This is a genomic window from Halomonas halophila (assembly GCF_030406665.1).
Lineage (GTDB): Bacteria > Pseudomonadota > Gammaproteobacteria > Pseudomonadales > Halomonadaceae > Halomonas > Halomonas halophila.
On the sequence record NZ_CP129121.1, the window covers coordinates 618,953 to 643,441 of the forward strand.

Below are 24,489 nucleotides of genomic sequence, written 5' to 3' on the forward strand. Positions count from 1 at the left end.
GGGGTCCGGGCTGGTTGTTCGAATGGCGGGAAGGATGTGTCATGCTGGCGTGGCAATCCGGATATCGGCCATTTTGGCCCTGTCTTGAGGATCGCCACTACAATCCATTCACTGTCGCCAGGGGAGTCTCGCCGGCATCGGCGGGGCTGAGAGAGCGTGCGTCGCTGACCCTGGAACCTGATCCGGTTCACACCGGCGGAGGAAGTGCGACATGCCTTATCTGACGTCAGCCGTGCTTGGCGCGGCGCTTTTGTGTTTCACCGTTCTGGGCCTGCGTGCCCGCCGGGCCGACGGCCCGCTCGACGACTACGTTACCGCCCGCAACTCCCAGTCGGCCCCGACCCTGGGGCTCTCCTTCCTGGCCTCCGGCATGGGGGCCTGGATCCTCTTCGCGCCGCCCGAGATCGGCGCCTTCGTCGGCCCGCTGGGTCTGGCCGGCTATGCCATCGGCTCGGCGCTGCCGTTCATCGTGCTCGGCGCCTTCGGCCCGGCCATCCGCCGTCGCCTGCCGGAGGGGCGCAGCATCGGCGAGTACGCCGAGGCCTGTTTCGGCGCCGGCATCCGCCGCTGGGTGGCGCTGGTCTCGGTGCTGTACATGGGCTGCTTCCTGGCCGCCGAGCTGACCGCCATCGGCGCCATCACCGGGCTGCTGTCGGACGTCCCGGTGGCGCTGGTGGTGGTCGGCGTGGCGGTGGCGACCCTGCTCTACACCGCGCTGGGCGGGCTGCGTGCGAGCCTGGCCACCGACCGCTGGCAGGCCTGGCTGCTGCTGGCCCTGCTGGGGGTGGTGGGCGGCGTGGCGCTGGCCCGGTTGCCCGAGCTGCCGGCCGAGGCCGCGCTGCCGTCGATCCCCGCCGCGGATGCCCTGTCCGTGGCGCTGACGCTGGTGATCGCGGTGACCGCGGCCAACCTCTTCCATCAGGGCTACTGGCAGCGGGTGTGGGCGGCCCGGGACGACCGGGCGCTGGGGCGCGGCGCCTGGCTGGGCGGCGGCATCACCGTGCTGGTGGTGGCGGTGGTCGGCGGCCTCGGCATGCTGGCCGCCATGGCGGGCGTGTCGCTGGGCGAGCCGCCGATCCCGTTCTTCGCGCTGCTCGCCGAGGCGCCGGGCTGGCTGGCGCTGCCGGCGCTGGTGCTGGCGGTGACCCTGGTGGCCTCCAGCGTCGATACCCTGCAGAACGGCATCGCCTCGCTGGTGGTGGCCGGCAGCGGCCGTCGCGGCCTGTCGCTCAGGGCGGCGCGGTGGGTCACCGTGGCGCTGATGGTGCCGGTGGTGGCGATCGCCCTGCAGGGGCTCTCGGTGCTGCGACTGTTCCTGATCGCCGATCTGCTGTGCGCGGCCATCGTGGTGCCGGTGCTGCTGGGGCTGTGGGCGCGGATGAGCGCCATGGCGGCGCTGGCCGGCGGTCTCGCCGGGCTGGCGGGCGCGGTGCTGCCGGGGTGGGTCGCCTCGGGCAGTGCCCTCGATGGCCTGCTGGCGGCGAGCTTTCCCGGCGGGGTGCCGACCCTGCCGCCCTTCCTCGGTGCGCTTCTGGCCTCCAGCGCGGTGGCGCTGCTGGTGGCCTGGTGGCGCCCGGCCGCGGTGCGGCGTACGGCCTGAACGGTTGCCAGGCCGGCGGATGACGGCCACCCTCTGAAGGTCATCCCGACCTGACGGAGGAGCCGCGCCATGAGTGACACGCCACAGGATCCCCGCCGCCGCCATTCCGCCCCGGTGGTGGACGGCGTCGGCAAGTCGGCCAGCCGCGCCATGCTGCGCGCGGTGGGCTTCAACGACGCCGACTTCACCAGGCCCCAGGTGGGCATTGCGTCCACCTGGAGCCGCGTCACGCCCTGCAACAGCCACATCGGCGAGCTCGCCGAGCAGGCCAGCGCTGGTGCCGATGCGGCCGGCGGCAAGGGCGTGATCTTCAACACCATCACCATCTCCGACGGCATCGCCAACGGCACCGAGGGCATGAAGTATTCACTGGTGTCGCGGGAGGTGATCGCCGATTCCATCGAGACGGTGGCCGGCTGCGAGGGCTTCGATGGCCTGGTGGCCATCGGCGGCTGCGACAAGAACATGCCCGGCTGCCTGATCGGCCTGGCGCGGCTCGACCGGCCCAGCGTCTTCGTCTACGGCGGCACCATCCTGCCCGGCGAGGGGCACACCGACATCGTCTCGGTGTTCGAGGCCATGGGCGCCCACAGCCGCGGCGATCTCGACCTCATCGACGTCAAGCGGATCGAGGAGACGGCGATTCCCGGGCCCGGTGCCTGCGGCGGCATGTACACCGCCAACACCATGGCCTCGGCCATCGAGGCGCTGGGCATGAGCCTGCCCGGCAGCTCGGCGCAGAACGCCGTGTCCCAGACCAAGCGCGACGACAGCCGGGCGGCGGGGGAGGCGGTGCTGACCCTGCTCGAGCGCGACATCACGCCCTCGGACATCATGACCCGCGAGGCCTTCGAGAACGCCATCACCGTGGTGATCGCCCTGGGCGGCTCCACCAATGCGGTGCTGCACCTGATCGCCATGGCCGACGCCATCGGCGTGTCGCTTTCCCTCGACGACTTCACGGCGATCGGCAAGCGGGTGCCGGTGCTCGCCGACCTGCGGCCCAGCGGCCAGTACATGATGAGCGAGCTGGTCGAGATCGGCGGCATCCAGCCGCTGATGAAGACCCTGCTCGACGCCGGGCTGCTGCATGGCGACTGCCTGACCGTGACCGGCGCCACCCTGGCCGAGAACCTGGCCGAGGTCGTGCCTTACCCCGAGGGGCAGGCGATCATCGCGCCCCTCGAGGCGCCGCTGAAGGCCCAGAGCCACCTGCGCGTGCTGCACGGCAACCTGGCCCCGGAGGGCGCGGTGGCCAAGATCACCGGCAAGGAGGGCACGCGCTTCTCCGGCCGGGCCCGGGTGTTCGGCTCCGAGGAGGAGGCCCAGGCGCGCATCAACGACGGCAGCGTGGTGGCCGGCGACGTGGTGGTGATCCGCTACGAGGGGCCCCGCGGCGGGCCCGGCATGCGCGAGATGCTGACCCCGACCTCGGCGATCATGGGGCGCGGACTCGGCAGCGAGGTGGCGCTGATCACCGACGGCCGCTTCTCCGGCGGCAGTCACGGCTTCGTGGTCGGCCACGTGACGCCGGAGGCCTTCGACGGCGGCCCCCTGGCGCTGCTCGAGGATGGCGACACCATCACCATCGATGCCGAGGCCGACACCCTCGATGTCGCGCTCACCGTCGAGGAACTCGAACGACGCCATGCCGCCTGGCAGCGGCCGGCGCCGCGCTACACCCGCGGGGTACTGGCCAAGTACGCGCGGATGGTCAGCTCCGCCTCGACCGGGGCGGTGACCGACCGCCCCGACTAGCTCGCCCCGGCAGGGCCCCGAGACGCGACGGCGCCGTTCGTGCTTTCGGGCAGGGCGTGCCCTGCGGCCGTCGGCTTACTGGGAGAGCGCCTGGTTCATCATGTCTTCCATGCTCATGGCGTCCTCGGGCAGCTCGAAGGCGCTTGCCGCTGGGGCCTCGTCGGACAGCGAGGCGATGCGGAAGCGGTCGCCGAAGCGCAGCATGCCGAGCCCCTCTTCCTCCAGCGCCGAGGCGATCGGGTCGGATTCGCCGGTCATGGTGCGTTGATAGGCGTGGAAGGCACGCATCAGCTCACGTACCTGATCGTCGTCGCTCAGCACCAGGGTGTCGTCATGGGCGTTGCCGGCCTTGTCGGTCCACGTCAGCGCATAGACCTCGCCCTCCAGGCCGGCGATGATCTCGCGTTCGCCGGTGGCCTCGAGCCGTTCGACCGAGTCGGCCTGCTGGCTGGTCACGCCGGCCATGGCCTGATCGCCGCCCATGCTCTCGGCCATCTGCTTGAGGCGGGCCATGTCCATGACCAGGGTCTGGCCCTGCATCCGGGTGACCATGTAGCCGTTGCCGTCCTTGAGCAGCATGAAGCCCGCCTGGGCCTGCCGGGGGAAGTCCATGCGCAGGTCATCGCCCGCCCAGCGGACTTCCATGGTGGCGGTGCCCTGGTCGGAGCGGCTCTCGAGGGTGGCCTGGCCATCGGCCAGGGCGGGCAGCGAGGCGGCCAGCAGCAGGCCGGTCACGAGGTGGCGCATCGGGATTCTCCCTGATCTCTCGAATCCATGAGGTGGAAGGGCCGGCGAGACCGGCCCGGGCCCAGTGCGCGGGCGAGCGGGTCGCCTGACGGCTAGGGCGGCGTGAGTTCGTGGTCGATGGTGCTGCGCAGTGCCTGTAGCTCGTCGAGGGTGAGCTGCTCCAGGCGTCCGGCGAGAAGGTCGCTGATCTTCTGCATCGGCAGGCCCGCGCGACGGGCGATCTCGCGGTTGCCGAGATCCGATACGGCGATCAGCCGAGTGATGATGCGCATGAGGCGCGTACGTTGTTCCAGGTCCCTGACGTCGAGGTCAGGGCATCGTCGCGGAGGGTCGAGGATTTCCGCGTTGGATGGGCTTGCCGTGCTCATGATGCTCCACAGGACAGAATCGACCGCTACAGCATGAAGCCTTTTGACGCGTTTCGCCAGTGGTCGAAAGGCGGATGGCGCAAGATTCATTGCCCGCTGAATCGGCCGATGGCGGGGATGGCAAGGCCAGGGGCGGACAGGGCAAAGCGCGGTCTCCGATGCGGTTGAATCCCCGGTGTTTTTGGTCTGTGGTCGGAATGTCCGGGCGCGGGGAAGATGCAGGGACGACGGGAATTTGTTGATTTTTTATAAAAATGTCGATATTTTTGATTCATCGACCCTCGACGCCCTGGAGCCTCCCGATGACCGCGCTGACCCGGATCCCCGAACTCGCCATGCCGCTGCCCGCCGACCTGCAGGGCTTCACCCTGACGCCGTCGGCCCAGTCGCCGCGCCTGCTGCAGATGACCTTCTCCCGCGAGGTGGTCACGGCCTTCGTCGAGGCCGTGGCCGAGTGGCCGGTGCAGGCACTGGAGTACAAGTCGATGCTGCGCTTCCGGGTGGCGAAGCTCCTCGACGACCTGTGTGGCAACACCCTGCAGCCGGTGCTGATCAATACCCTGGTGGACCGCGCGACCGGCGGACTGCAGGTGGTGCCCGAGGGCCTGGACGACGTGGCCCAGGCCGAGGAGATGGTCAAGTTCGCCACCGCCGTGGCGCACCTGATGGGGCGCTCCAACTTCGATGCCATGAGCGGCCAGTTCTATGCCCGCTTCGTGGTCAGGAACGTCGACGAGTCCGACAGCTACCTGCGCCAGCCGCATCGGGTGATGGAGCTGCACAACGACGGCACCTTCGTCGAGCAGGACACCGACTACGTGCTGATGATGAAGATCGACGAGCGGCACATGCAGGGCGGCGACTCGCTGCTGCTGCACCTGGACGACTGGGAGGACCTGGAGCGCTTCTATCGCCATCCGCTGGCGCACCGCGGGATGCGCTGGGCGGCGCCGCCCAGCAAGAACGTCGCCAAGGACGTCTTCCATCCGGTGTTCGACGTGGACCGCGAGGGGCGGCCGATCATGTCCTACATCGACCAGTTCGTGCAGCCGAAGGACTTCGAGGAGGGCAACTGGCTGTGCGATCTCTCCGAATCGCTGGAGGGCAGCGCGGCGACCCTGTCGGTGCCCAACCCGGTGGGTAGCTTCCTGCTGATCAACAACCACTTCTGGCTGCACGGCCGGGACCGCTTCACGCCGCACCCGGAGCTGCGCCGCGAGCTGATGCGCCAGCGTGGCTATTTCACCCATGCCGCGACGCGTCCCCAGCGTTGAAGCGGGCGGCGACGTCGAATCGCGCCCTGAGAGTATAAAGGGGCATGACCGGGCCACGCCGTCTCCGCGGCGTGGCCCTCGCTCATCGCAACGAGGACGGCATGTACGATTTCATCATCATCGGCGGAGGCATTCTCGGCATGTCCACCGCCATGCAGCTCAAGCAGGCCTATCCGGATCGCCGGATGCTGGTGCTGGAGAAGGAGCATGAGCCGGCCTGCCACCAGACCGGGCACAACAGCGGCGTGATCCACGCCGGGGTCTACTACACCCCGGGCAGCCTCAAGGCGCGCTTCTGCCTGGAGGGCAACCGCGCCACCAAGGCCTTCTGCGACGAACACGGCATTCCTTACGCCAGCTGCGGCAAGCTGCTGGTGGCCACCAATGACCTGGAGATGCAGCGCATGCAGGCGCTGTGGGAGCGCACCGAGGCCAACGGCCTGGAGCGGGAGTGGCTGTCGGGGGGCGAGCTTAAGGAGCGTGAGCCCAACATCACCGGCGTCGGCGGCATCTTCGTGCCGTCCAGCGGCATCGTCGATTATCGGGCCGTGACCCGTGCGATGGCGGCCGAATTCGAGCGGATGGGCGGTGACATCCGCGTTGGCGCCGAGGTCACCGGGCTCCAGGAACGACGCCAGGAAGTGGTGGTGACGACCGCTGCCGGCGAGTTCAGCGGGCGCTATCTCGTGACCTGCTCGGGGCTGATGGCCGATCGCGTGGTGCGCATGCTGGGCCAGGACCCGGGGTTCACCATCTGCCCCTTCCGCGGCGAATACTACCGGCTGCCCGAACGTCACAATGCCATCGTCAATCACCTGATCTATCCGATTCCGGACCCGTCGATGCCGTTTCTCGGCGTGCACCTGACGCGCATGATCGACGGTTCGGTCACCGTGGGGCCCAACGCCGTGCTGGCCTTCAAGCGCGAGGGGTATCGCAAGCGCGACGTCTCGCCGGTCGATCTGGCGCGGATGTTCACCGATCCCGGCATCCTGCGGGTGCTGGGGCGCAACCTGCGCCCGGGGCTCAAGGAGATGAAGAACTCGTTGCACAAGCGTGGCTACCTGGAGCTGGTGCGCAAGTACTGCCCGAGCCTGACCCTCGATGACCTGGAGCCCTATCCGGCCGGGGTACGTGCCCAGGCGGTGTCGCGGGACGGCAAGCTGGTCGACGACTTCCTGTTCGTCAACACGCCACGCACGGTGAACGTGGGCAACGCCCCGTCGCCGGCGGCCACCTCGGCGCTGCCGATCGGTGCGCATATCGTCGGCAAGGTGAAGGAGCTGGTCGGCGAGTGAAGGCGGCGTTGAAAGGTGGACCCTGGCCTGCGCGCAGGAAGCGCTAAAGTAGTCGCCGTATCGACGTTGGTGGTGTGGCCCCGCCGCGCGGGGACTGCTAGCGTTTTTCCAGGCGCGCCGGCCAGTTATCGACCGAGCCGGCATCGCTCGAACAAGCACAACAATTCCCTCGAATCGTCTGTAGGAGGCTTCATGAGCGCACTCAAGACGGCCCTCGCCGCCACTCTGCTGGTGGCGGCCCCCGCGGCCCTGGCCCAGCAGCAGCTGTCCATCGCCACCGGCGGCACCGGCGGCACCTACTATCCCTACGGCGGCGGCCTCGCCGAGCTGATCAACGAGCACGTCGAGGGCTTCGACGCCGTGGCCGAGGTCACCGGCGCCTCGGTGGAGAACATGGGGCTGGTCTGGCGCGGCGACTCCGACCTGGCGCTGGCGCTGGCCGACACCGTCTATCAGGCCTACAACGGCACCGGCGACTTCGAGGGCCGTCAGCTCGAGAACATCCGCGCCCTGGCGTCGATCTACCCCAATGCCGTGCAGATCGTGACCATGGCCGATTCCGGCATCGAGTCGCTCTCCGACCTGGAAGGCAAGGTCGTCTCGGTGGGCGCGCCGGGCAGCGGCACCGAGATCAACGCCAGCACCCTGCTGGAGGCCAACGGCATCACCTACGACGACATCGACGCTCGCCGCCTCAACTTCAACGAGACCGCCGACGCCATCCGCGACGGCGACATCGACGCCGGCTTCTGGAGCGTGGGCCCGCCCACCAGCTCGATCATGAACCTGGCCACCACCCGCGACATCCGCCTGATCGGCCTCTCCGACGAGGAGATCGCCAACGCCCAGGCCGAGGAACCGGTATTCGCCGCCTATGAGCTCAAGTCCGGCCTCTACGAGGGCATGGAAGAGGCGGTGCAGACCATCGGCATCCCCAACGTGCTGGCGGTGAGCAGCGAGATGGACGAGGAGCTGGCCTATCGGATCACCCAGACGCTGTTCGAGCACACCGATCAGCTGATCGCCATCCATCCGGCGGCCAACGACACCACCGTCGACTTCAGCGTCGAGTCCACGCCGATCGCCTTCCATCCCGGCGCGCTGCGTTACTACGAGGAAGTGGGCGCCGAGATCGCCGACCGTCAGCGTCCCTGAGGGGCGCCGCGATGAGGTGTTCGATGACCCCGGGGCGAGCCGTCAGGCTCGCCCCGTCGTCGTGGCGAGTGTGGGTCAACGCCCTGCTGGCGGCGCTGCTGCTCGGCGGGCTGGCGCCGCCGGCGCTGGCCGACTGCCCCAGCCATGAGCTGACGGTCCGCGACGCCGAGCACCGGCCGCTGGTACGCCTGCCGATGCCGGAAGGCGAGGGCTGGTGCCTGGCCTGGAACCATTCGGTGGAGGGTTTCACCGTCCACGACTGCTATCGCAACGTCGCCGGACACATGGTGCTCCAGCGCAGCCACCTGCCGGACTTCGCCGCCGGCCTCGACCACATTCCCGGCCGCGGCCGCCAGGTCTCCGACGGTCGCGGCGGCTACTGGATCGAGGCCATCGACGAGCCGGTGCCCGGCGATGCCTACCGGCTTCGGGTCGGGTCGCCGCGCGTCGATCATCGCCTGGTCGGTCGCCCCGGAGGCGCGCCGCTGGCGACCCTGCTGGACGCCGCCCGGGACTGCGACGCCGGCGGAGGGTATCCCGATGCGGCCGAGTCGCCGGTGGTCGTGAGCCTGAGCGAGCTCGCCGCCAACGAGCGGGTGACGCTGGCCCTGGAGGCCGCGATGCCCGACGACGAGGGCGCCTGATAATGAACGACCTGCACCGTCGAGCAACTTCTGGCTTTCATCCAACTTCAAGAAGAGAGACACGCCCATGAGCGAAGCGGGTGCTTCCCCCATCGTCCCCGGCAGCCAGGCGCCGCACTCGCGCCCGGTGCTGTGGCTGATCAGCCTGGTGGCCGTGGCGCTGTCGCTGTTCCAGCTCTACTCCGCCGGCATCGAGCCGCTGGGGCTCTTCTACCAGCGCAGCATCCACCTGGCGCTGATCATGATGCTGGCGTTCCTGATGTTTCCGGTGTTCGGCGCCCGGCACGGAAGGGGGCCCCTGGGCGGGGCGATCGACCTGGCGTTTTTCGCTGGGGCGGTGATCACCGGCGGCTACATGGCGCTGTATCTCGACGAGATCATCAATCGCGCCGGTTTCTGGAGCCAGACCGACATCACGGTCGGCATCATCGCCACCGTCACCGTGCTGGAAGCCAGCCGCCGGGCGGTGGGGTTCGGCATGACGGTGATCGGCGTGCTGGCGATCCTCTACGCCTTCTCCGGCCCCCGCGGCGAGCTGCCCTGGCTCGGCGAATGGCTGCCCGGCATCCTCGAGCACCGCGGCTACGGGCTGGATCGCCTGGTCGGCCAGCTCTACCTGGGGCAGGAGGGCATCTTCGGGCTGCCCATGGGCGTGGCGGCGACCTATATCTTCATCTTCGTGCTGTTCGGCGCCTTCCTCGAGATCACCGGCGCCGGCAAGTTCTTCATCGACCTGGCCTACGCCGCCACCGGTCGCCAGCGCGGCGGGCCGGCCAAGGCGGCGGTCATCGCCTCGGCCGGCATGGGCTCGATCTCCGGCAGCGCCATCGCCAACGTGGTGACCACCGGTGCCTTCACCATCCCGCTGATGAAGCGCCTGGGCTACAAGCCCCACCAGGCCGGCGGCATCGAGGCGGCGGCTTCCACCGGCGGCCAGATCATGCCGCCGCTGATGGGCGCCGGCGCCTTTTTGATCGCCGAGTACACGCGGATGCCCTACCTGGAGGTGGTCAAGGTCAGCATCCTCCCGGCCATCATGTACTTCGGCACCGTCTATCTGTTCGTGCACATCATCGCCCTGAAGCAGGGCATGCAGGGCATGGCCAAAAGCGAGTTGCCGCAGCTGCGCGACGTGATGGGCGCCGGCTGGCACTTCCTGCTGCCGCTCGCGGTGCTGGTGTGGCTGCTGGTGATGAACATGTCGCCGATGCGGGTGGGCTACTACGCCATCCTCACCATGCTGGCGGTGGCGGCGCTGCGCTTCGCGGTGTGGTTCTTGTTCGTCGCGCCCAGGCGCGGCGAGCCGGTCACCGGGGCGGCGCTGGTCCAGGCGCTGAAGCTCGGTGCGCTCAAGGTGATCGAGGGGCTGGAGCTCGGTGCGCGCAATGCCGTGGCGGTGTCCATGGCCTGCGCCGTGGCGGGCATCATCGTCGGGGTGGTGGGCCTCACCGGGCTGGGGCTCAAGTTCTCGGCCATGATGATGGCGTTCTCCGACGGCAACCTGCTGCTGGCGCTGGTGATGGTGCTGCTGGCCAGCCTGGTGCTGGGCATGGGGCTGCCGGTGACCGCCAGCTACATCGTGCTGATCGTGCTGGTGGGCCCGGCGCTGACCTCGGAGTTCGGCGTGCCGCTGCTGATCGCCCACCTGGTGGTGTTCTGGTATTCGCAGGATTCCAACGTCACCCCGCCGATCGCGCTGGCGGGCTTCGCCGGGGCGGCGATCGCCGGGGCCAGGCCGATGGACACCGGCTTCCAGGCCTGGAAGTTCGCCAAGGGGCTCTACCTGATCCCGCTGTTCATGGTCTTCAATCCGGAGATCATCATGGGCGGCCCGCTGCCGCTGCTGGCCTGGACGACGCTGACCGCCTTCCTGGCGCTGGGCGCCTTCGCCGCCGCCCTGGAGGGCTACCTGTTCACGCGCATGTCGACACCGGTGCGGCTGGTGCTGCTGCCGGCCATCGTCGGGGTCTTCTACCCGAGCCTGATCGCCGAGGCCGCCGGCGCGGCGGTGATGGTGCTGGCGCTGGCCGGGAACTGGATCGCCAGCCGACGGGAGACCGCCGTGGCCGGTTGAGGGCTTTCCCGGCGGCCGGACACTTGGCCGGACGACAGACGGCCCCGCCCGGGCGATCCGGGCGGGGCCGTGTCATGGAGCGCGATGGCTTATTGAGTCGACTGGGTGTCGTCCTCCATCATTTCCTCCACCTCTTCGTGCGCCTCCTCGGCGGCCTCTTCGGTCGCGGCGGCGGCGTCCTCGGCGGTTTCCTCGGTCGCCTCGGCGGCATCACCGGCGGCGTCCTGGGTCGCGTCGACCGCATCGCCGGCGGCGTCCTGAGTCGCATCGGCGGCATCGCCGGCGGCATCCATGGCATCACCGGTGGTGTCGGCCACGGCATCGCCGGCCTGGTCCACGGCGTTCTCGGTGTCTTCCAGCGCCTGGCCGGCGATGGAACCCTGGCTGGCCACCGGCTCCAGGCTCACGGTGATCGGTGCCTGCTCGGCGTCCGGGCCGACCTCGACCTGATGGCGTTGGGTGGTGGTCCACAGCAGATTGCCCTCGTCGTCGCGGATCTCGGCGCGCACGGCGTGGGCGTGGCCCGGATCGACCTGATCGGTCGTGTAGTCGAGACCGAACTCGACCGGGTCGTTGCCGGTCACGTCGACGGTGGTCTCGCTGATGGTGGTGGCCGGCGCGTCGGCGCGGGCCACGTCGAGCAGGCTGACGGTGACCTGGGCATCGTCCGGCAGCGGCGTATCGGTGGCGACGAACTCCAGCACGCCCTCGAGGGTCCTGCTGGCCTGCTGCTCGTCGTTCTGGGACGCCTGTTCGCTGCCGGTCGTCTGTTCGGTCTGGGTGGCGGTATCGGCCGCGTTCTGTTCGCTGTCGTCGGCCTGGTCGCAGCCGGCCAGCGCCAGGGTGCCGGTCAGGGCTGCCGCAATGAAAAGTTGACGCTTCATGGTCGGTCTCCTTCAACACGTGTGCCGTGTGGGGGTGTGTGGTCGCGTCCCTGTCGACCGCTTCGATCATCACCCTATCAAGCTAATCTGCAGGAAGCTTGAAACCCGCTGTCGCCTGGTGGCGACATTGGGGCCGCAGGGAGGGATCGAATCGGGACGACCTGCCGCGATCGCCCCCTTTCCCGGCGCTGTGGGAGAGGTAGGCGCGTCGCGGCTCTGTTAGAATAGCGGGTTCCCGATTTTCATCATCCGCCCGCGGCGTGCGCTGCGAGGTGGCGTCATTCCCGTTTTCAGGAGCCCAGGATGACAGCATCGAACGAGACGCCGCGGGTCGGCGTGATCATGGGGTCGAAGTCCGACTGGCCGGTCATGGAACATGCGGTGACCATGCTCGAGCGCCTCGGCGTGCCCTACGAGACACGCGTCGTCTCGGCCCACCGCACCCCGGACCTGCTGTTCGACTACGCCAAGTCCGCTGCCGAACGCGGCCTGCAGGTGATCATCGCCGGCGCTGGCGGCGCGGCCCATCTGCCCGGCATGGTGGCCTCCCAGACCGCGTTGCCGGTGCTCGGCGTGCCGGTGGAGTCCAAGGCCCTCAAGGGGCTGGATTCGCTGCTGTCGATCGTGCAGATGCCCGGCGGCATCGCCGTGGGTACCCTGGCCATCGGCAAGGCCGGCGCCACCAACGCCGGCCTGATGGCGTCCCAGATCGTCGGCCTGCAGGATGCCGAGGTGCGCGAGGCCGTGGAGGCCTTCCGCGCCGAGCAGACCCAGACGGTGCTGGACAATCCCGACCCGCGCCCCCTTCCCTGACCGCGAGCGACGAGCGAGGCAACCACGATGAACATCGGCGTACTCGGAGCCGGCCAGCTCGGCCGGATGCTGGCCCTGGCGGGCTATCCGCTGGCCAACCGCTTCACCTTCCTCGACACCACCGGCCACCCCAGCGCGGGCATCGGTGACGTCATGATCGACACTGACCAGAAGCACCTCGAGAGCTTCCTCGAGAAGGTCGATCTGGTCACCTACGAGTTCGAGCACCTGCCGGTGGCGCTGGTCCAGGCGATCGAGGAGCGCAAGCCGGTCTACCCCGGCAGCGAGGCGATCCGCGTCTGCCAGCACCGCGCCGAGGAGAAGGCGCTGTTTGATCGCCTGGCCATCCCGACCCCGGCCTATCGCCTGGTGGACAGCGCCGAGGCGCTGGAGGCCGCGGCGCGCGAGCTGGGCACGCCGGTGGTCGCCAAGTCCGTCACCGAGGGCTACGACGGCAAGGGCCAGGCGGTGATCAAGGACCCGGCCGATGCGGCCGAGGCCTGGCGTTCGATCAACCACCCGCGGCTGATCGTCGAGGCCTTCGTCGACTTCGTGCGCGAGGTGTCGATCATCGCCGTGCGCGGTCGCGACGGCGAGGTGGCCTTCTACCCGATGGCCGAGAACGTCCACGTCGACGGCATCCTGCGCTACTCCGTGGCGCCGATGCCGGACCTGGACGACGCCGTCCAGCAGACCGCCGACGGCTACATCCGTGCGCTGCTCGACGAGCTCGACTACGTCGGCGTGCTGACCCTGGAGCTGTTCCAGACCCGCGACGGCGGCCTGCTGGCCAACGAGATGGCACCCCGGGTGCACAACTCCGGCCACTGGACCCAGGACGGCGCGGTGACCAGCCAGTTCGAGAACCACCTGCGCGCCATCCAGGGCCTGCCGCTGGGCAGCACCGCCGCCCGCGCGCCGACCTGCATGGTCAACGTCATCGGCCGCGAGGGCGAGGCGGCGAAGCTGCTCGAGATCGACGACGCCCACCTGCACCGTTATGACAAGGGCGAGCGCCCCGGCCGCAAGCTGGCCCACGTCAATCTGGTGGCGCCGACCTTTGATGCGCTGCTGGAGAAGGTCCGCGCCTGTGCGGACCTGCTGCCCGACGCCCCGGCGCCGAGCTTCAGCTTCGAGTGAGGCCTCGCCTCATCGGCTGAAAGGAAAAGGCCGCGCCCCTCGGGCGCGGCCTTTTACGTTATCCGGTGTCATCCCATGATCAGCACACTGGCCAGCCCACCGCCGCCCACCAACAGCGCGAACAGGATCAGCGCCAGCAGGAAGGGCTTCGGCCCCAGGGCGCGCAGCCGGGAAAGGCGCGTCTCGAACCCCAGCGCCGCCATGGCCATGGTCAGTGCCAGCTGGCCGAGCTGCACCAGGGCCGCGTGCAGCGGGGCGGGCAGGGCGACCAGGCTGTTGAACGCCACCATGGCCAGGAAGCCGAAGGCGAACCAGGGGATCACCAGGCCGCCGCGATCGCCGTCTTCGGCGTCGCCGTCCTGGCGCTGTTGCCACCACTGGCCGACGATCAGCAGGAAGGGCACCAGCAGCATCACCCGCACCAGCTTGACGATCACCGCGTTGGCCAGCGCCTCCGGACCCACCGCCTCGCCGGCGGCCACCACCTGGGCGACCTCGTGGACGGTGGCGCCGATGTAGATGCCGAACAGGCCCTGCGGCAGGTCCAGCAGCGAATAGAGCAGCGGGTAGACCAGCATCGCCAGCGAGCCGAACAGCACCACCGTGGCCACGGCCATCGAGGTAGCGGCCGGGCGCGCACGGATGGTCGACTCGGTGGCCAGTACCGCGGCGGCGCCGCAGATCGCGCTGCCGGCGCTGGTCAGCAGCGCGGTGTCGCGGTCGAGCCCCAGCAGTCGGATGCCGATCCCGTAGCCGCCGGCCAGCACGCCGGCGATCACCAGCGTGTCCAGCACCAGCACCTTCGGCCCCAGGCCGGCCACCTGCTGCAGCGTCAGCGAGAGGCCGAACAGCACGATGCCGCCACGCAGCAGACGGCGGGTGGCGAAGGCGAGCCCGGGGCCGGTCTGGCTCAAGTGGCGGGCGAGGGGCAGATTGCCGGCCACGATGCCCAGCAGCAGCGCCGGCACCAGCGGGCTTACGCCGGCCTCGGCGAGCATCGGCAGCCGCGAGAGCGCGGTGCCGCCGAGAGTCAGCAGGGCGCAGAGGGCGAGGCCCGGCCACAGGGCTTCGCGCATCGGGGCGGTGGGGAAGGAGACGTTGTTCATGGCGCCCATGCTATGCCCTAATAGCGCTAATGGTTATCAGCTGATAACGAAACTGCTTTTCGGAAAAACCGATATGTCGCCCCAGGTCAGCTTCCGCCAGCTCCAGGTCTTCGCCAGCGTCGCGCGTCTCGGCACGGTCAGCGCCGCCGCCGAGGCGCTGTCGCTCTCCCCGTCGTCGACCAGCCAGGCGCTGGCCGACCTGGAGCGTCAGCTCGGCGTGGCGCTGTTCGAGCGCCCCGGGCGGCGGCTGGTGCTCAACGAACTGGGGCGCGGCCTGCTGCCCCGGGCCGAGGCGCTGCTCGACGACATGGCGGGCTTCGTCGCCGCGGCCCGTGAGCCAGAAGGCGAGCTGCGCGGCACGCTGGACGTCTCGGCCAGCGCCACCGTGGGCACCTACCTGCTGCCCGGCCTGGTGGGGCGTTTCAGCGAGGCGCATCCTCGCGCCGATCTACGCCTGCGGCTGCGCAACACCCACGAGGTCGTGGGCGATGTGCTGCGCCTGGAGGCTGACCTGGGGCTGATCGAGGGCGAGTGCCGCGAGCCGGCGCTGGTCAGCGAGCCCTGGTGCGAGGATCGTCTGGTGGTAGTGGCCGCGCCCGGCCACCCGCTGGCGAGTCGCGGCGACCTCGAGGACGGCGATCTTGCCGAGGCACCCTGGATCCTGCGCGAGCCGGGCTCCGGCACCCGCGAGGTGTTCGAGCAGGCCATGCGCGATCTGGGCCTGACGCCCCGGGTGCGCATATCGCTGGGTCAGCACGAGGCGATCAAGCAGGCGGTGCTGGCGGGGCTCGGGCTCGGCTGCCTGTCGGCGCTGAGCGTGGCCGGCGAGCGCGAGCGCGGCGAGCTGGTGGCGCTCGACAGCCGGCTGGTGCTGTGCCGCACCTTCTCGCTGGTGTGGCATCCCGAACGCTACCGCAGTCCGCTGTGGCAGGCCTTCAAGGTGTTCCTCGTCGAGTCCCGGGGCGATGGCTGAAGCCGAGAACCGCTTTCTTGATCTGACCCCGCAGCGCCATCGCGAGGCTGGCATACACTGAAGGCCGGGCGAGGGCAGCGGCCCGGTGTGCCTTCCAGCGGGCCAGCGGCACGCGAACAGGGACGGAGAAGGACAGGACGCGATGCCAGGACGAAGGAGAGGGACATGCTCCCGGTCGTGAACGATCTGCCGCCCGCGGCGGCGGCGCTGATCGTGCTGGGCGGGCTGCTGGCCTCCAGCATCTTTGCCGATGCCGTGGCGAGCCGCACCCGGCTACCGCGCATCTCGCTGCTGGTGCTGGTCGGGCTGAGCGTGGCGATCGTTCAGCAGCTGGTGCTGGGGCTGCCTGCCGGTCGCCTCCTCGACGGTCTCGGCGAGCCGCTGGTCCAGGTGGCCCTGGTCATGGTGGCCTTCCTGCTGGGAGGCGAGCTGACCCTGGCGCGCCTGCGAACCACCGGCCCGCTGATCCTGATCGTCTCGCTGTCGGTGGTCGGGGTCGGCGCCCTGGCGGTGGGACTGGGGCTATGGGCGCTGGGATTCCCGTTGGCGGTGGCCGTCTCGCTGGCGGCGATCTCGGTGGCCACCGATCCCGCCGCCGTCCAGGAGAGCATTCATGCCAGCGGCGACACTCGGCTGCGGGCCCGCCTGCTGCTGGGCATCGTGGCCATCGACGATGCCTGGGGCATCCTGGTCTTCGGGCTGGCCATGTCGGTGCTGGGCTGGGGCCTTCAGGGGGCGGCCGGTGGCGAGCACCTGCTGCTGGAGGCGGTCTGGGAGCTGGGCGGGGCGCTGCTGCTGGGTGCCGTCATCGGTCTGCCCGCGGCCTGGCTGACCGGGCGCCTGGCGCCGGGACAGCCGACCCAGGTCGAGGCCATCGCCCTGATCCTGCTGCTCGCCGGCCTGTCGACCTGGCTCGGCGTTTCCTCTCTGCTGGCGGCCATGGTCACCGGCATGCTGATCGCCAACCTGTCTCGCCACCATACCCGCTCGTTCAGCGAGATCGAGCACATCGAATGGCCCTTCCTGGTGTTCTTCTTCGTGCTGTCCGGCGCCAGCGTCGATCTCTTGCACCTTCACGAGGCCCAGGGCCTGATCCTGGCCTATCTGGCGCTGCGGCTGGCGGGGCGCCTGCTCGGCGGGATGTTGGGCGTGCGGCTGGCCCGGGTCCGCCAGGCCGACCTGCCCCGGGACATCGGCCTGGCCCTCACGCCCCAGGCCGGGGTGGCCATGGGCATGGCGCTGCTCGCGGCGGAGCGCTTTCCCGAGCATGGCACGCTGCTGCTCTCGACGGTGGTGGCCTCGACCCTGGTGTTCGAGACCGTCGGGCCCATGCTGGTACGACGGGTACTGCGAGAAGCAAGCTAGGCCGGTGGCGGGGCGAAAGGGCGTCAGACGAGCGCCAGCCATAGCGCGATGGCCGCGAAGTGCGCGGGATACCAGGCCAGCCAAAGGCGGCGCGGCATGGTGAAGGGCACCCGCGGCGAGAGCCGGTGGGCGCCGGCGGCCAGCAGCAGCGCCACCAGGCAGGTGGCGACGGTGAAGGCCTTGGCCATCGGGGAGCTGTTCATCAGTCCGGCGGTGACCAGCACCGGCAGCGCCGACATCAGCCCCAACAGGCGCGCGTCCGGCGTCGCCGCGGGCGCGTGCAGGCGCTGCATCGCCAGCATGTAGAGCGGGATCATCAGCAGGCCCAGATGCCCATACTCGACGACCGGGCCCGCCAGCGCCCACACCGCCAGGGCGGCGATCGCCTCGGCGGTCATCTGCCAGGCGGCGAGACCGCGCGCCCGCCGTGCCGGCAGGTTCAGCAGCCAGGCGCCGCCGATCAGGCCCAGCGACAGCGTGAAGCAGATATTGAGGATCAGGCCGTCGATATCCCGGGGCATCAGCGCATAGGGCAGCTGGGCGACGAGGCCGATCACCAGCACGCGGCGGGCGTAGCGCAGCGGATCGCGGGTGTTGAACAGCCCGTGCCAGGCGACCATGGCGGCGAACAGCGGGAAGGCGATGCGCCCCAGTGAGGAGTCGATCCAGTCCAGTCCCCAGGCCTCGGGCACCGCGTAGCGCGACAGATGGTCGAGGGTCATGGTGATCAGCGCCAGCCACTGGCCCCAGCCCGTCCAGGCCGAGGAAGGGCGAGCGACGCCGGCATCGGCGTTGGCGGCGAGGGACATCGCGATCTCCTTGTCATGGGTGACCCTTCCGATGACACGGCGTGTGGCGAGCGGGTTCGGCACGTGGCGCTGCCTTGTCGATTTCCTGCACAAGGTGTCGCCGACCGGCATCGAGGCAAACGCCGGCCACGCCGGCTTGTCTCACGTATTGCCTATAGTCACTATAGGGAGCATTTCTGCCGACAACGTCCATATCGGAGCCTGCTCATGAAGATCGGCGAACTGGCGCGGCGCACCGACTGCCGCGTCGTCACCATCCGCTACTACGAGCGCGAGGGGCTGCTGCCCGAGCCCGCTCGCAGCGAGGCCAACTACCGCCTCTACGGCGAGGCCCACGTCGAGCGACTGGCCTTCATCCGCCGCTGCCGGGCGCTGGACATGACCCACGACGAGATCCGCGCGCTGCTGGAGTGTCATGATCACCCAGACCAGCCTTGCCGTGACGCCGATGCACTGATCGATGCCCACCTCGATCATGTGGCCGCCCGCATTGCCCAGCTGCAGGCCCTGGAGCGCTCGCTCAGGACGTTGCGGAGCCGCTGCCAAGGGCAACGCCTGGCCGCCGAGTGCGGCATTCTCGACGCCCTGGCGCACCCGCCGGAAGACGCCGGAACCAACGCACCGGCCGACGACGACCATGTGCCGGGGGTGCATCCGCGGCTGTGAATGGGGTCGGCGCGGCAGCACGTTCCCCTGAAACGCCAGCGGCCCCGACTCTGTCGGGGCCGCTGGCGTTTCTTGGCCTGGCGCCCGGTGTGTCCCGGCGCCGGCTCTCTGGATGCCTGACTCGCTGAAGTACTTACTCGCTGAAGTGCTTACTCGCTGAAGTACTTGGCCTCGATCTCGTCGTAGGTGCCGTTGGCCTTGAGCGTGGAGAGCGCTTCGTTGAAGGCCTCGGCCAGCTCGCCGTCACGCTGGCGGAAGGCGATGCCGAAGCCTTCGCCGAAGTATTCCACCGGCTCGCTGATCTTCTCGCCGACGGTCTTGTAGTCGCCGGCCTCGCTGTCGATCAGGGTGGACTTGCCGATCGGGAAGTCGAGGAAGGCGATGTCCAGGCGGCCGGCATCCATGTCCAGCACCATGTCGTCGGCGGTGGCGTAGCGGTTCACGTCGGCCACGTCGCCGTACATGTCGGTGACGTAGTTGTCCTGCAGGGTACCGCGCTGCACGCCGATGGACTTGCCGTCCAGGGACTCGGCGTCCGGCGTGACGATCTCGCTGTCGGCCGGGGCGAACCAGGCGGAGGGCGGGGTGATGTAGGGGTCGGAGAACAGCACCTGTTCGCGACGCTGCTCGTTGATGGTCATCGAGGACATGATGGCGTCGTACTTGCGCGCCTGCAGCCCGGGGATGATGCCATCCCAGCCCTGGACGACCCATTCGCACTGGATGCCGATCTCGGCGCACAGGGCATTGCCCAGGTCGATGTCGAAGCCGGTCAGCTCGCCGTCCGGGGTGCGGTATTCCATCGGCTCGTAGGGCACGTCGACGCCGATGCGGATGTCGCGGACGTCGGCACTGGCGGTGCCGGCGATCATGGCGGCGCTCAGCACGCCGAGGCTCAGGATCTTCTGAAACTTCATGGAGGGACTCCCCTTGTTGTTGATGGTCACACCTTGTGGGCGGCGACTCTGGGATGATGACCCGCCCACCTTAGCGGAAGGCCGGGCGGGTCGAAAGCGCAGGAACGAACGTTGGTTCCCAACGTTCGTTTGACGCTTGCCTCAGCCGCCCGCCGGCTTGAGGTGGGCGAGCAGCCGATTCTCCAGGCGGCGGAAGACATAGATGATCGTGAAGGTCAGGCACAGGTAGATCGCCGCCACGAACAGGAAGGCATCGAAGGGCGCGTAGAAGCGAGCATAGACGAAGCGGGCCGCGCCGGTGAGGTCCATCAGCGTCACCACGCTGGCGATGGCGCTGGCGTGGAGCATGAAGATCACCTCGTTGCCGTAGGCCGGCAGCGCGCGCCGGAAGGCGCTGGGCAGCACGATGCGCCGCATCATCAGCGCCCAGGACATGCCGTAGGCCCGGGCCGCCTCGATCTCGCCCCTGGGCGTGGACTTGATCGCGCCGCGGAAGATCTCGGTGGTGTAGGCCCCGGTGTTCAGGGTGAAGGCGATCAGCGCCGGCACGAAGGGCTTCTCGAGGATCACCCACAGCCAGGTCTCCTGGATGCCCTCGACGAACACCACGCCGTAGTAGATCAGGTAGAGCTGCACCAGCAGCGGCGTGCCGCGGAACACATAGCAGTAGAAGAAGATCGGCAGCCGCACCCAGGCGTGCTTCGAGCCGCGGCCGATGGCCAGCGGCACCGCCAGCACCAGGCCGATGATCAGCGACAGGAAGACCAGCTGGACCGTGGTGACCAGGCCGTCGCCATAGTAGGAGAGCGTCTGCAGGGTGAAGATGCTGTTGTCGGCCAGCTGCGTCTCGAGCCAGTTCATCAGGGCGTCCATCAGTTCGCCTCCCCGTAGCCGATGTCATAGCGCTTCTGCAGGCGAGCGAAGCCCCATTCGGAGACGCTGGCGATCAGCAGGTAGATGACGGCGACGATGATCATGAAGGTGAAAGGCTCGCGGGTCGCCTTGGAGGCCTCGGAGGCCACGCGGACCATGTCGGAAAGCCCGATCACCGACACCAGGGCGGTGGTCTTGAGCAGCACCATCCAGTTGTTGGACAGGCCGGGCAGGGCGTGGCGCATCATCTGCGGGAAGCGGATGCGGCGGAACACCAGCCAGGGGCGCATGCCGTAGGCGCGGCCGGCCTCGATCTGGCCGCTGTCCACGGCCATGAAGGCGCCACGGAAGGTCTCGCCCATGTAGGCGCCGAAGATCAGGCCGATGGTGACCACGCCGGCGACGAACTCGTTGACGTTGATGAAGATGTCGACGTCGAACTGGTAGTAGAGCCAGTCGGTGACCATGTTGATGCCGATCTGGCCGCCGAAGAACAGCAGCATCATCAGCACCAGGTCCGGCACGCCTCGGATGACGGTGGTATAGAGGGTGCCGAGCTGGCGCAGGCCCCAGTGGCGGGACATCTTGGCGCTGGCGGTGGCGAGCCCCAGCACGATGGCCAGGAGCAGCGACAGCACCGCCAGCTCGATGGTGATCAGGGCGCCTTCGAACAGGCGCGGGCCGTAGCCGTGCAGATCGATCATGGGTGATCTCCTCGTGCGGGCGCCTTAGTGCTTGGGTGCCAGGAACTGCTTGAGACGCTCGGAGCGCGGATTGCCCAGCACCTGCTCGGGCGGCCCGGCTTCCTCGACCTGGCCCTGGTGCAGGTAGACGACCTGGGTCGAGACGTCGCGGGCGAAGGCCATCTCGTGGGTGACCACGATCATGGTGCGGCCTTCCTCGGCCAGGTCGCGCATGACCTTGAGCACATCGCCGACCAGCTCCGGGTCGAGCGCCGAGGTCGGCTCGTCGAACAGCATCACCTCCGGGTCCATGGCCAGCGCCCGGGCGATGGCGCCGCGCTGCTGCTGGCCGCCGGAGAGCTGGGCCGGGTAGTAGTCGGCGCGCTCGCCCAGGCCGACCCGCTTGAGCAGCTCGCGGGCGTGCTTGATGGCGTCCTGCTTCGACTTGCCGAGCACGTGCACCGGGGCCTCGATGACGTTCTCCAGCAGCGTCATGTGGGCCCACAGGTTGAAGCTCTGGAAGACCATGGAGAGCCGGGCGCGCATGGCCACGACCTGCTTCCAGTCCGCCGGCTCGCGGCCGTGCTTGGTCTCCTTGAAGCGGATCGGCTCGCCGTGGACGATCAGCTCGCCCTCGTCGGGCTGCTCGAGCAGGTTCATGCAGCGCAGGAAGGTGCTCTTGCCGGAGCCGGAGGCTCCGATCAGGGTGATGACGTCGCCCTTGTGGGCCTGCAGGGAGAGCCCCTTGAGGACGTCGTTGTCGCCGAAGCGCTTCTTGATGTTGCGCACTTCCAGCGGAATCGGGGTGTCGGCCATGGAAAAGGCTCCAGTTCGAAGGGATCACCTGGGCGCTGCCGGAAATCGCACCGGCGACGCGACTTCGGGCAGGGCCCCAGAGACCGTTCGAGACGGTCCGGCGTGAAAAAGGGGGCGATTCTACCAGTCTCGACCGTGAACGGCAGGCCTTCTTGCCTCTCCGTTCGTTCAACCTTGGTCCGATAGTCAGCTGGCATCCTGCCAGCCCGGTAGTGCCGCTCAGTCGGTCTCGTCCGGCGGCGCGACCGCGCTGACCAGCAGGGCGGCGCGGGCGCCGATCTCGACGGCGGCGTTGGGGAACACCACCCGCAGCGGCGTCTCGCCGACAGTGAAGGCGCCGTCGACCGCATCCTCGGCCAGCCGGGTGCCGGGGGCGAACTCGGTGAAGTTGGGCGTATCGTCGGCGAAGCACAGCCGGAAGTCCTCGGCATGGCGCTTGAGCTCGTGTTCGACGCGGAAGAAGGCCATGTCGGCCGTCGGGCGTTCCGCCGGGGGGCGGTTCTCGACCAGCGCCGCGAGCAGCGTACCCATGGGCGCCAGGGGCGCCAGGTCGTTCTCGCCGAAGGGCAGGGCGCGGCCGAGCTCCAGGGTGAAGGCCGCCGCGCCGTGGTAGTGCTTCGAATAGTGGGAGAAGGTCCAGCTGTGGGTGTGCTGGTGGAGCACCGCCTGGATGTCGGCACCGGCCAGCCAGCGCCACTGCTCGTCGGGCGTGGCGGCCTCGGCGAAGGGTTCCACGGCGAAGCGCGGATACTGGCTGTCGCGGATCGCGGTGTGCAGGTCGTGGTGGATCCGGCGGCGCCCGCTGTGGTGCGTGAAGAAGGCGTCGACCGCGGTCATCAGCTCGCGGGCGCGGTCCGCTTCATGGCCCTCGGCGTCGAGGCCGCGGCGGAACAGCCGGTTGAGATTGGTCTCGACGAAGCGCGTGCCGGCCCGGATGGCCTCGAGGTTGCCCAGGATCACCAGCGTCGGGGCGCCGAGCGTCAGTCGGCCGGCCTCCAGCCGCGCCAGCAGGTCGCCGAGCAGCTCGATAGGGGCGGTCTCGTTGCCGTGGATGCCCGCCGAGATGACCAGCGCCGGGGCCGTGGGCGACGGCGCCGCGGGCAGGAGCTCGAGCAGGCCGGGGCCGAGGATGCGGTAGCGGCCGCCGGGCAGCGTGCCCCCGTTGGCGGCGGGGGCGCCGTCCAGGGTGGTGGAGAGCCACTCAGCCAGCATGTCGACCTCGCGGAATCGGCGGATGGGCGGCGGCCTGTCGGGCCGATGGCACCGTGATGCGGGGCATGGGGCAGAATCCTTGTTATATCGTTGTGAAGACGGAGTCTGGCCTTACCTTCCGGTGCCACGACGGCCGCCGCAAGGCCGGCTGTCGATTTGATGAAAAAGCCCGGTGCCTGAGTGAAAAGCCGGCGCCCGGCCATCGGGGCCGGGCGCCGGATGAACGGTGCGCCGCGAGCGCGCGTCGAGAAGCCTGTCGTGGCGGGGTCAGGCGCCGCGGGCACCGGTGTAGAGGGTGTAGACGGAGCGGCTGGCGGTCATCATCAGCCGGTTGCGGTCCTCGCCGGCGAAGCAGACGTTGGCGCAGACCTCGGGCAGCAGGATGCGGCCGAGGCGTTCGCCCTCGGCGGTGAAGATGCTGACGCCGTCCTTGCCCTCGCCGCCGGAGGTGCCGACCCAGAGGTTGCCGTCCTCGTCCACGGCCATGCCGTCGTAGCCTTCGCCCTGGCCTTCCACCAGGCGCTTGCCGTCCGATACGCCCTTGCCGTCCTCCGCGAGCGTGAAGCGGAAGATGGCGGCGGGCTGGTCGGGGTAGTGCGAGGGCGCGGTGTCGGTGACGTAGAGCGTGCGCCGGTCCGGGCTCAGGCCGATGCCGTTGGGCTTGTAGGGCGCGGTGGTCAGGCGCAGAGGCTCGTCCAGGGTGTCATCGACGTAGTAGACCGCCGGCTCGATCTCCAGCTCGCGCTTGTGGCCCTCATAGTCCACGTGGGCGCCATAGCCGGGATCGGTGAAGATGACGCCGCCGCCGGGCAGGGTGACCAGGTCGTTGGGGGCGTTGAGGCGCTTGCCCTGCCAGCCGTCGGCCAGCACGGTCATGCCGCCGTCCCATTCATAGCGTACCACCCGGGCCGGGGAGTGCTCGCAGGCGATCAGCCGGCCGCGGTCGTCGAAGGCGTTGCCGTTGGAGTGGCCGACCTCGTGGCGCAGCACGCTGACCGTGTCGCTGGCCTCGTCCCAGCGCATCTGGCGAGCGCGGGGAATATCGCTGAACACCGCGTAGCGGCCCACGGCGTTCCAGGCCGGCCCCTCGAGCCACAGCCCGCCGCTCCAGATCCGCTCCAGCGGCGAGTTGAACAGCATGTAGCGCTCGAAGCGCTCGTCGAGCACCTGCCAGCAGTCGTTAGGATAGCGCGCGGGTGGCTCGGCGCGGGCGAACAGCGAGGGCGAGCCCGCCGCGGCGGTCAGGGCGGCGGTCCCGGCCAGGAACTGACGGCGTCCTATCGTCATATGTCACCTCATGTGAAGCACGTTTGT

The 24,489-nt window shown here is 69.2% G+C and carries 23 protein-coding genes and 1 riboswitch; of the genes, 12 read left to right on the plus strand and 11 right to left on the minus strand.

Annotation, left to right across the window (positions count from 1 at the left end; all coding sequences use genetic code 11):
• Positions 1 to 109 precede the first annotated feature (109 nt).
• A riboswitch (TPP riboswitch) is annotated at positions 110 to 222 on the plus strand.
• Both QWG60_RS02855 and ilvD read left to right on the plus strand, forming a co-directional pair.
• Positions 212 to 1,600 carry an SLC5/6 family protein gene (locus QWG60_RS02855; protein WP_107181274.1) on the plus strand — a complete coding sequence of 463 codons (1,389 nt, stop codon included), beginning with the start codon at positions 212 to 214 and terminating at the stop codon, positions 1,598 to 1,600. It overlaps the preceding riboswitch by 11 nt.
• A 69-nt stretch (positions 1,601 to 1,669) precedes the next feature.
• Positions 1,670 to 3,358, plus strand: a complete 1,689-nt coding sequence (ilvD, locus tag QWG60_RS02860; RefSeq protein ID WP_046079435.1) for a dihydroxy-acid dehydratase — start codon at positions 1,670 to 1,672, stop codon at positions 3,356 to 3,358.
• Positions 3,359 to 3,433: 75 nt separating this feature from the next.
• Here ilvD and QWG60_RS02865 read toward each other — a convergent pair whose 3' ends face one another.
• Both QWG60_RS02865 and QWG60_RS02870 read right to left on the minus strand, forming a co-directional pair.
• Positions 3,434 to 4,105 (minus strand): hypothetical protein, encoded by a 672-nt coding sequence (locus tag QWG60_RS02865; protein ID WP_046079434.1) that lies wholly within the window; start codon positions 4,103 to 4,105, stop codon positions 3,434 to 3,436.
• Positions 4,106 to 4,197: 92 nt separating this feature from the next.
• Positions 4,198 to 4,563 carry an XRE family transcriptional regulator gene (locus QWG60_RS02870; protein ID WP_311241434.1) on the minus strand — a complete coding sequence of 122 codons (366 nt, stop codon included), beginning with the start codon at positions 4,561 to 4,563 and terminating at the stop codon, positions 4,198 to 4,200.
• 212 nt (positions 4,564 to 4,775) lie between these two features.
• On the opposite strand from QWG60_RS02870, the gene glaH reads away from it, so the two are divergent.
• The 5 genes from glaH (at position 4,776) to QWG60_RS02895 (ending at position 10,918) form a co-directional block, all read left to right on the plus strand.
• Positions 4,776 to 5,747 (plus strand): glutarate dioxygenase GlaH, encoded by a 972-nt coding sequence (gene glaH, locus QWG60_RS02875; protein ID WP_107181273.1) that lies wholly within the window; start codon positions 4,776 to 4,778, stop codon positions 5,745 to 5,747.
• Between the two features lie 101 nt (positions 5,748 to 5,848).
• Positions 5,849 to 7,045 carry an L-2-hydroxyglutarate oxidase gene (lhgO, locus tag QWG60_RS02880; RefSeq protein ID WP_146907635.1) on the plus strand — a complete coding sequence of 399 codons (1,197 nt, stop codon included), beginning with the start codon at positions 5,849 to 5,851 and terminating at the stop codon, positions 7,043 to 7,045.
• Positions 7,046 to 7,237: 192 nt separating this feature from the next.
• Entirely contained in the window at positions 7,238 to 8,200 is a 963-nt protein-coding gene (locus QWG60_RS02885; protein WP_046079431.1) for a TAXI family TRAP transporter solute-binding subunit, read from the plus strand.
• Between the two features lie 23 nt (positions 8,201 to 8,223).
• Positions 8,224 to 8,844 carry a DUF1850 domain-containing protein gene (locus tag QWG60_RS02890; RefSeq protein ID WP_181454270.1) on the plus strand — a complete coding sequence of 207 codons (621 nt, stop codon included), beginning with the start codon at positions 8,224 to 8,226 and terminating at the stop codon, positions 8,842 to 8,844.
• A gap of 67 nt (positions 8,845 to 8,911) precedes the next feature.
• Positions 8,912 to 10,918: a TRAP transporter permease gene (locus QWG60_RS02895; RefSeq protein ID WP_107181272.1), complete on the plus strand. Its 2,007-nt coding sequence runs from the start codon at positions 8,912 to 8,914 to the stop codon at positions 10,916 to 10,918.
• A gap of 89 nt (positions 10,919 to 11,007) precedes the next feature.
• On the opposite strand, the gene QWG60_RS02900 is transcribed toward QWG60_RS02895, so the two are convergent.
• The gene (locus tag QWG60_RS02900; RefSeq protein ID WP_107181271.1) at positions 11,008 to 11,802 is read right to left on the minus strand and encodes a YbaY family lipoprotein; all 795 of its coding nucleotides are present in this window, start codon (positions 11,800 to 11,802) and stop codon (positions 11,008 to 11,010) included.
• Positions 11,803 to 12,105: 303 nt separating this feature from the next.
• Here QWG60_RS02900 and purE point away from each other — a divergent pair, with 303 nt between their 5' ends.
• Positions 12,106 to 12,615 carry a 5-(carboxyamino)imidazole ribonucleotide mutase gene (purE, locus tag QWG60_RS02905; RefSeq protein ID WP_035593715.1) on the plus strand — a complete coding sequence of 170 codons (510 nt, stop codon included), beginning with the start codon at positions 12,106 to 12,108 and terminating at the stop codon, positions 12,613 to 12,615.
• A 27-nt stretch (positions 12,616 to 12,642) separates the two neighbouring features.
• Entirely contained in the window at positions 12,643 to 13,755 is a 1,113-nt protein-coding gene (locus QWG60_RS02910; protein ID WP_146907633.1) for a 5-(carboxyamino)imidazole ribonucleotide synthase, read from the plus strand.
• Between the two features lie 68 nt (positions 13,756 to 13,823).
• Here the strand turns inward: QWG60_RS02910 and QWG60_RS02915 are convergent, their stop codons facing one another.
• The gene (locus QWG60_RS02915) at positions 13,824 to 14,861 is read right to left on the minus strand and encodes a YeiH family protein (RefSeq protein ID WP_246124619.1); all 1,038 of its coding nucleotides are present in this window, start codon (positions 14,859 to 14,861) and stop codon (positions 13,824 to 13,826) included.
• Positions 14,862 to 14,934: 73 nt separating this feature from the next.
• Here QWG60_RS02915 and QWG60_RS02920 point away from each other — a divergent pair, with 73 nt between their 5' ends.
• On the plus strand, positions 14,935 to 15,834 hold the full coding sequence (locus QWG60_RS02920) for a LysR substrate-binding domain-containing protein (RefSeq protein ID WP_046079428.1): 900 nt from the start codon (positions 14,935 to 14,937) through the stop codon (positions 15,832 to 15,834).
• A gap of 165 nt (positions 15,835 to 15,999) precedes the next feature.
• The gene (locus tag QWG60_RS02925) at positions 16,000 to 17,199 is read left to right on the plus strand and encodes a cation:proton antiporter (protein ID WP_046079427.1); all 1,200 of its coding nucleotides are present in this window, start codon (positions 16,000 to 16,002) and stop codon (positions 17,197 to 17,199) included.
• Positions 17,200 to 17,222: 23 nt separating this feature from the next.
• Here QWG60_RS02925 and QWG60_RS02930 read toward each other — a convergent pair whose 3' ends face one another.
• Positions 17,223 to 18,008, minus strand: a complete 786-nt coding sequence (locus tag QWG60_RS02930; protein ID WP_046079426.1) for a TraX family protein — start codon at positions 18,006 to 18,008, stop codon at positions 17,223 to 17,225.
• Positions 18,009 to 18,215: 207 nt separating this feature from the next.
• Here QWG60_RS02930 and cadR point away from each other — a divergent pair, with 207 nt between their 5' ends.
• On the plus strand, positions 18,216 to 18,674 hold the full coding sequence (gene cadR / locus QWG60_RS02935) for a Cd(II)/Pb(II)-responsive transcriptional regulator (protein WP_146907631.1): 459 nt from the start codon (positions 18,216 to 18,218) through the stop codon (positions 18,672 to 18,674).
• A 149-nt stretch (positions 18,675 to 18,823) separates the two neighbouring features.
• On the opposite strand, the gene QWG60_RS02940 is transcribed toward cadR, so the two are convergent.
• The 6 genes from QWG60_RS02940 to QWG60_RS02965 all read right to left on the minus strand — a co-directional run bounded on the left by QWG60_RS02940 (position 18,824) and on the right by QWG60_RS02965 (position 24,462).
• Positions 18,824 to 19,591, minus strand: a complete 768-nt coding sequence (locus QWG60_RS02940; protein ID WP_046079420.1) for a transporter substrate-binding domain-containing protein — start codon at positions 19,589 to 19,591, stop codon at positions 18,824 to 18,826.
• A 141-nt stretch (positions 19,592 to 19,732) separates the two neighbouring features.
• Positions 19,733 to 20,464: an ABC transporter permease gene (locus tag QWG60_RS02945; protein WP_107181269.1), complete on the minus strand. Its 732-nt coding sequence runs from the start codon at positions 20,462 to 20,464 to the stop codon at positions 19,733 to 19,735.
• Positions 20,464 to 21,168 carry an ABC transporter permease gene (locus QWG60_RS02950; protein WP_146907629.1) on the minus strand — a complete coding sequence of 235 codons (705 nt, stop codon included), beginning with the start codon at positions 21,166 to 21,168 and terminating at the stop codon, positions 20,464 to 20,466. Before QWG60_RS02950 ends, QWG60_RS02945 begins: the two co-directional genes overlap by 1 nt.
• Before the next feature lie 24 nt (positions 21,169 to 21,192).
• Entirely contained in the window at positions 21,193 to 21,963 is a 771-nt protein-coding gene (locus QWG60_RS02955) for an ABC transporter ATP-binding protein (protein ID WP_107181267.1), read from the minus strand.
• Positions 21,964 to 22,182: 219 nt separating this feature from the next.
• Positions 22,183 to 23,175 carry a succinylglutamate desuccinylase gene (locus QWG60_RS02960; protein ID WP_046079418.1) on the minus strand — a complete coding sequence of 331 codons (993 nt, stop codon included), beginning with the start codon at positions 23,173 to 23,175 and terminating at the stop codon, positions 22,183 to 22,185.
• Positions 23,176 to 23,442: 267 nt separating this feature from the next.
• Positions 23,443 to 24,462: an SMP-30/gluconolactonase/LRE family protein gene (locus QWG60_RS02965; protein ID WP_046079417.1), complete on the minus strand. Its 1,020-nt coding sequence runs from the start codon at positions 24,460 to 24,462 to the stop codon at positions 23,443 to 23,445.
• Positions 24,463 to 24,489 lie beyond the last annotated feature (27 nt).

Bases quoted from the DNA above. Each gene is read 5' to 3' on its own strand.
- QWG60_RS02960 (WP_046079418.1), bottom strand. From the start codon at position 23,175: ATGCTGGCTGAGTGGCTCTCCACCACCCTGGACGGCGCCCCCGCCGCC.
- QWG60_RS02910 (WP_146907633.1), top strand. From the start codon at position 12,643: ATGAACATCGGCGTACTCGGAGCCGGCCAGCTCGGCCGGATGCTGGCC.
- glaH (WP_107181273.1), top strand. From the start codon at position 4,776: ATGACCGCGCTGACCCGGATCCCCGAACTCGCCATGCCGCTGCCCGCC.
- QWG60_RS02950 (WP_146907629.1), bottom strand. From the start codon at position 21,168: ATGATCGATCTGCACGGCTACGGCCCGCGCCTGTTCGAAGGCGCCCTG.
- QWG60_RS02885 (WP_046079431.1), top strand. From the start codon at position 7,238: ATGAGCGCACTCAAGACGGCCCTCGCCGCCACTCTGCTGGTGGCGGCC.
- QWG60_RS02965 (WP_046079417.1), bottom strand. From the start codon at position 24,462: ATGACGATAGGACGCCGTCAGTTCCTGGCCGGGACCGCCGCCCTGACC.
- cadR (WP_146907631.1), top strand. From the start codon at position 18,216: ATGAAGATCGGCGAACTGGCGCGGCGCACCGACTGCCGCGTCGTCACC.
- QWG60_RS02890 (WP_181454270.1), top strand. From the start codon at position 8,224: ATGACCCCGGGGCGAGCCGTCAGGCTCGCCCCGTCGTCGTGGCGAGTG.
- QWG60_RS02855 (WP_107181274.1), top strand. From the start codon at position 212: ATGCCTTATCTGACGTCAGCCGTGCTTGGCGCGGCGCTTTTGTGTTTC.
- QWG60_RS02895 (WP_107181272.1), top strand. From the start codon at position 8,912: ATGAGCGAAGCGGGTGCTTCCCCCATCGTCCCCGGCAGCCAGGCGCCG.
- QWG60_RS02900 (WP_107181271.1), bottom strand. From the start codon at position 11,802: ATGAAGCGTCAACTTTTCATTGCGGCAGCCCTGACCGGCACCCTGGCG.
- QWG60_RS02870 (WP_311241434.1), bottom strand. From the start codon at position 4,563: ATGAATCTTGCGCCATCCGCCTTTCGACCACTGGCGAAACGCGTCAAA.
- QWG60_RS02940 (WP_046079420.1), bottom strand. From the start codon at position 19,591: ATGAAGTTTCAGAAGATCCTGAGCCTCGGCGTGCTGAGCGCCGCCATG.
- purE (WP_035593715.1), top strand. From the start codon at position 12,106: ATGACAGCATCGAACGAGACGCCGCGGGTCGGCGTGATCATGGGGTCG.
- ilvD (WP_046079435.1), top strand. From the start codon at position 1,670: ATGAGTGACACGCCACAGGATCCCCGCCGCCGCCATTCCGCCCCGGTG.
- lhgO (WP_146907635.1), top strand. From the start codon at position 5,849: ATGTACGATTTCATCATCATCGGCGGAGGCATTCTCGGCATGTCCACC.
- QWG60_RS02915 (WP_246124619.1), bottom strand. From the start codon at position 14,861: ATGAACAACGTCTCCTTCCCCACCGCCCCGATGCGCGAAGCCCTGTGG.
- QWG60_RS02945 (WP_107181269.1), bottom strand. From the start codon at position 20,464: ATGGACGCCCTGATGAACTGGCTCGAGACGCAGCTGGCCGACAACAGC.
- QWG60_RS02865 (WP_046079434.1), bottom strand. From the start codon at position 4,105: ATGCGCCACCTCGTGACCGGCCTGCTGCTGGCCGCCTCGCTGCCCGCC.
- QWG60_RS02925 (WP_046079427.1), top strand. From the start codon at position 16,000: ATGCTCCCGGTCGTGAACGATCTGCCGCCCGCGGCGGCGGCGCTGATC.
- QWG60_RS02930 (WP_046079426.1), bottom strand. From the start codon at position 18,008: ATGTCCCTCGCCGCCAACGCCGATGCCGGCGTCGCTCGCCCTTCCTCG.
- QWG60_RS02920 (WP_046079428.1), top strand. From the start codon at position 14,935: ATGTCGCCCCAGGTCAGCTTCCGCCAGCTCCAGGTCTTCGCCAGCGTC.
- QWG60_RS02955 (WP_107181267.1), bottom strand. From the start codon at position 21,963: ATGGCCGACACCCCGATTCCGCTGGAAGTGCGCAACATCAAGAAGCGC.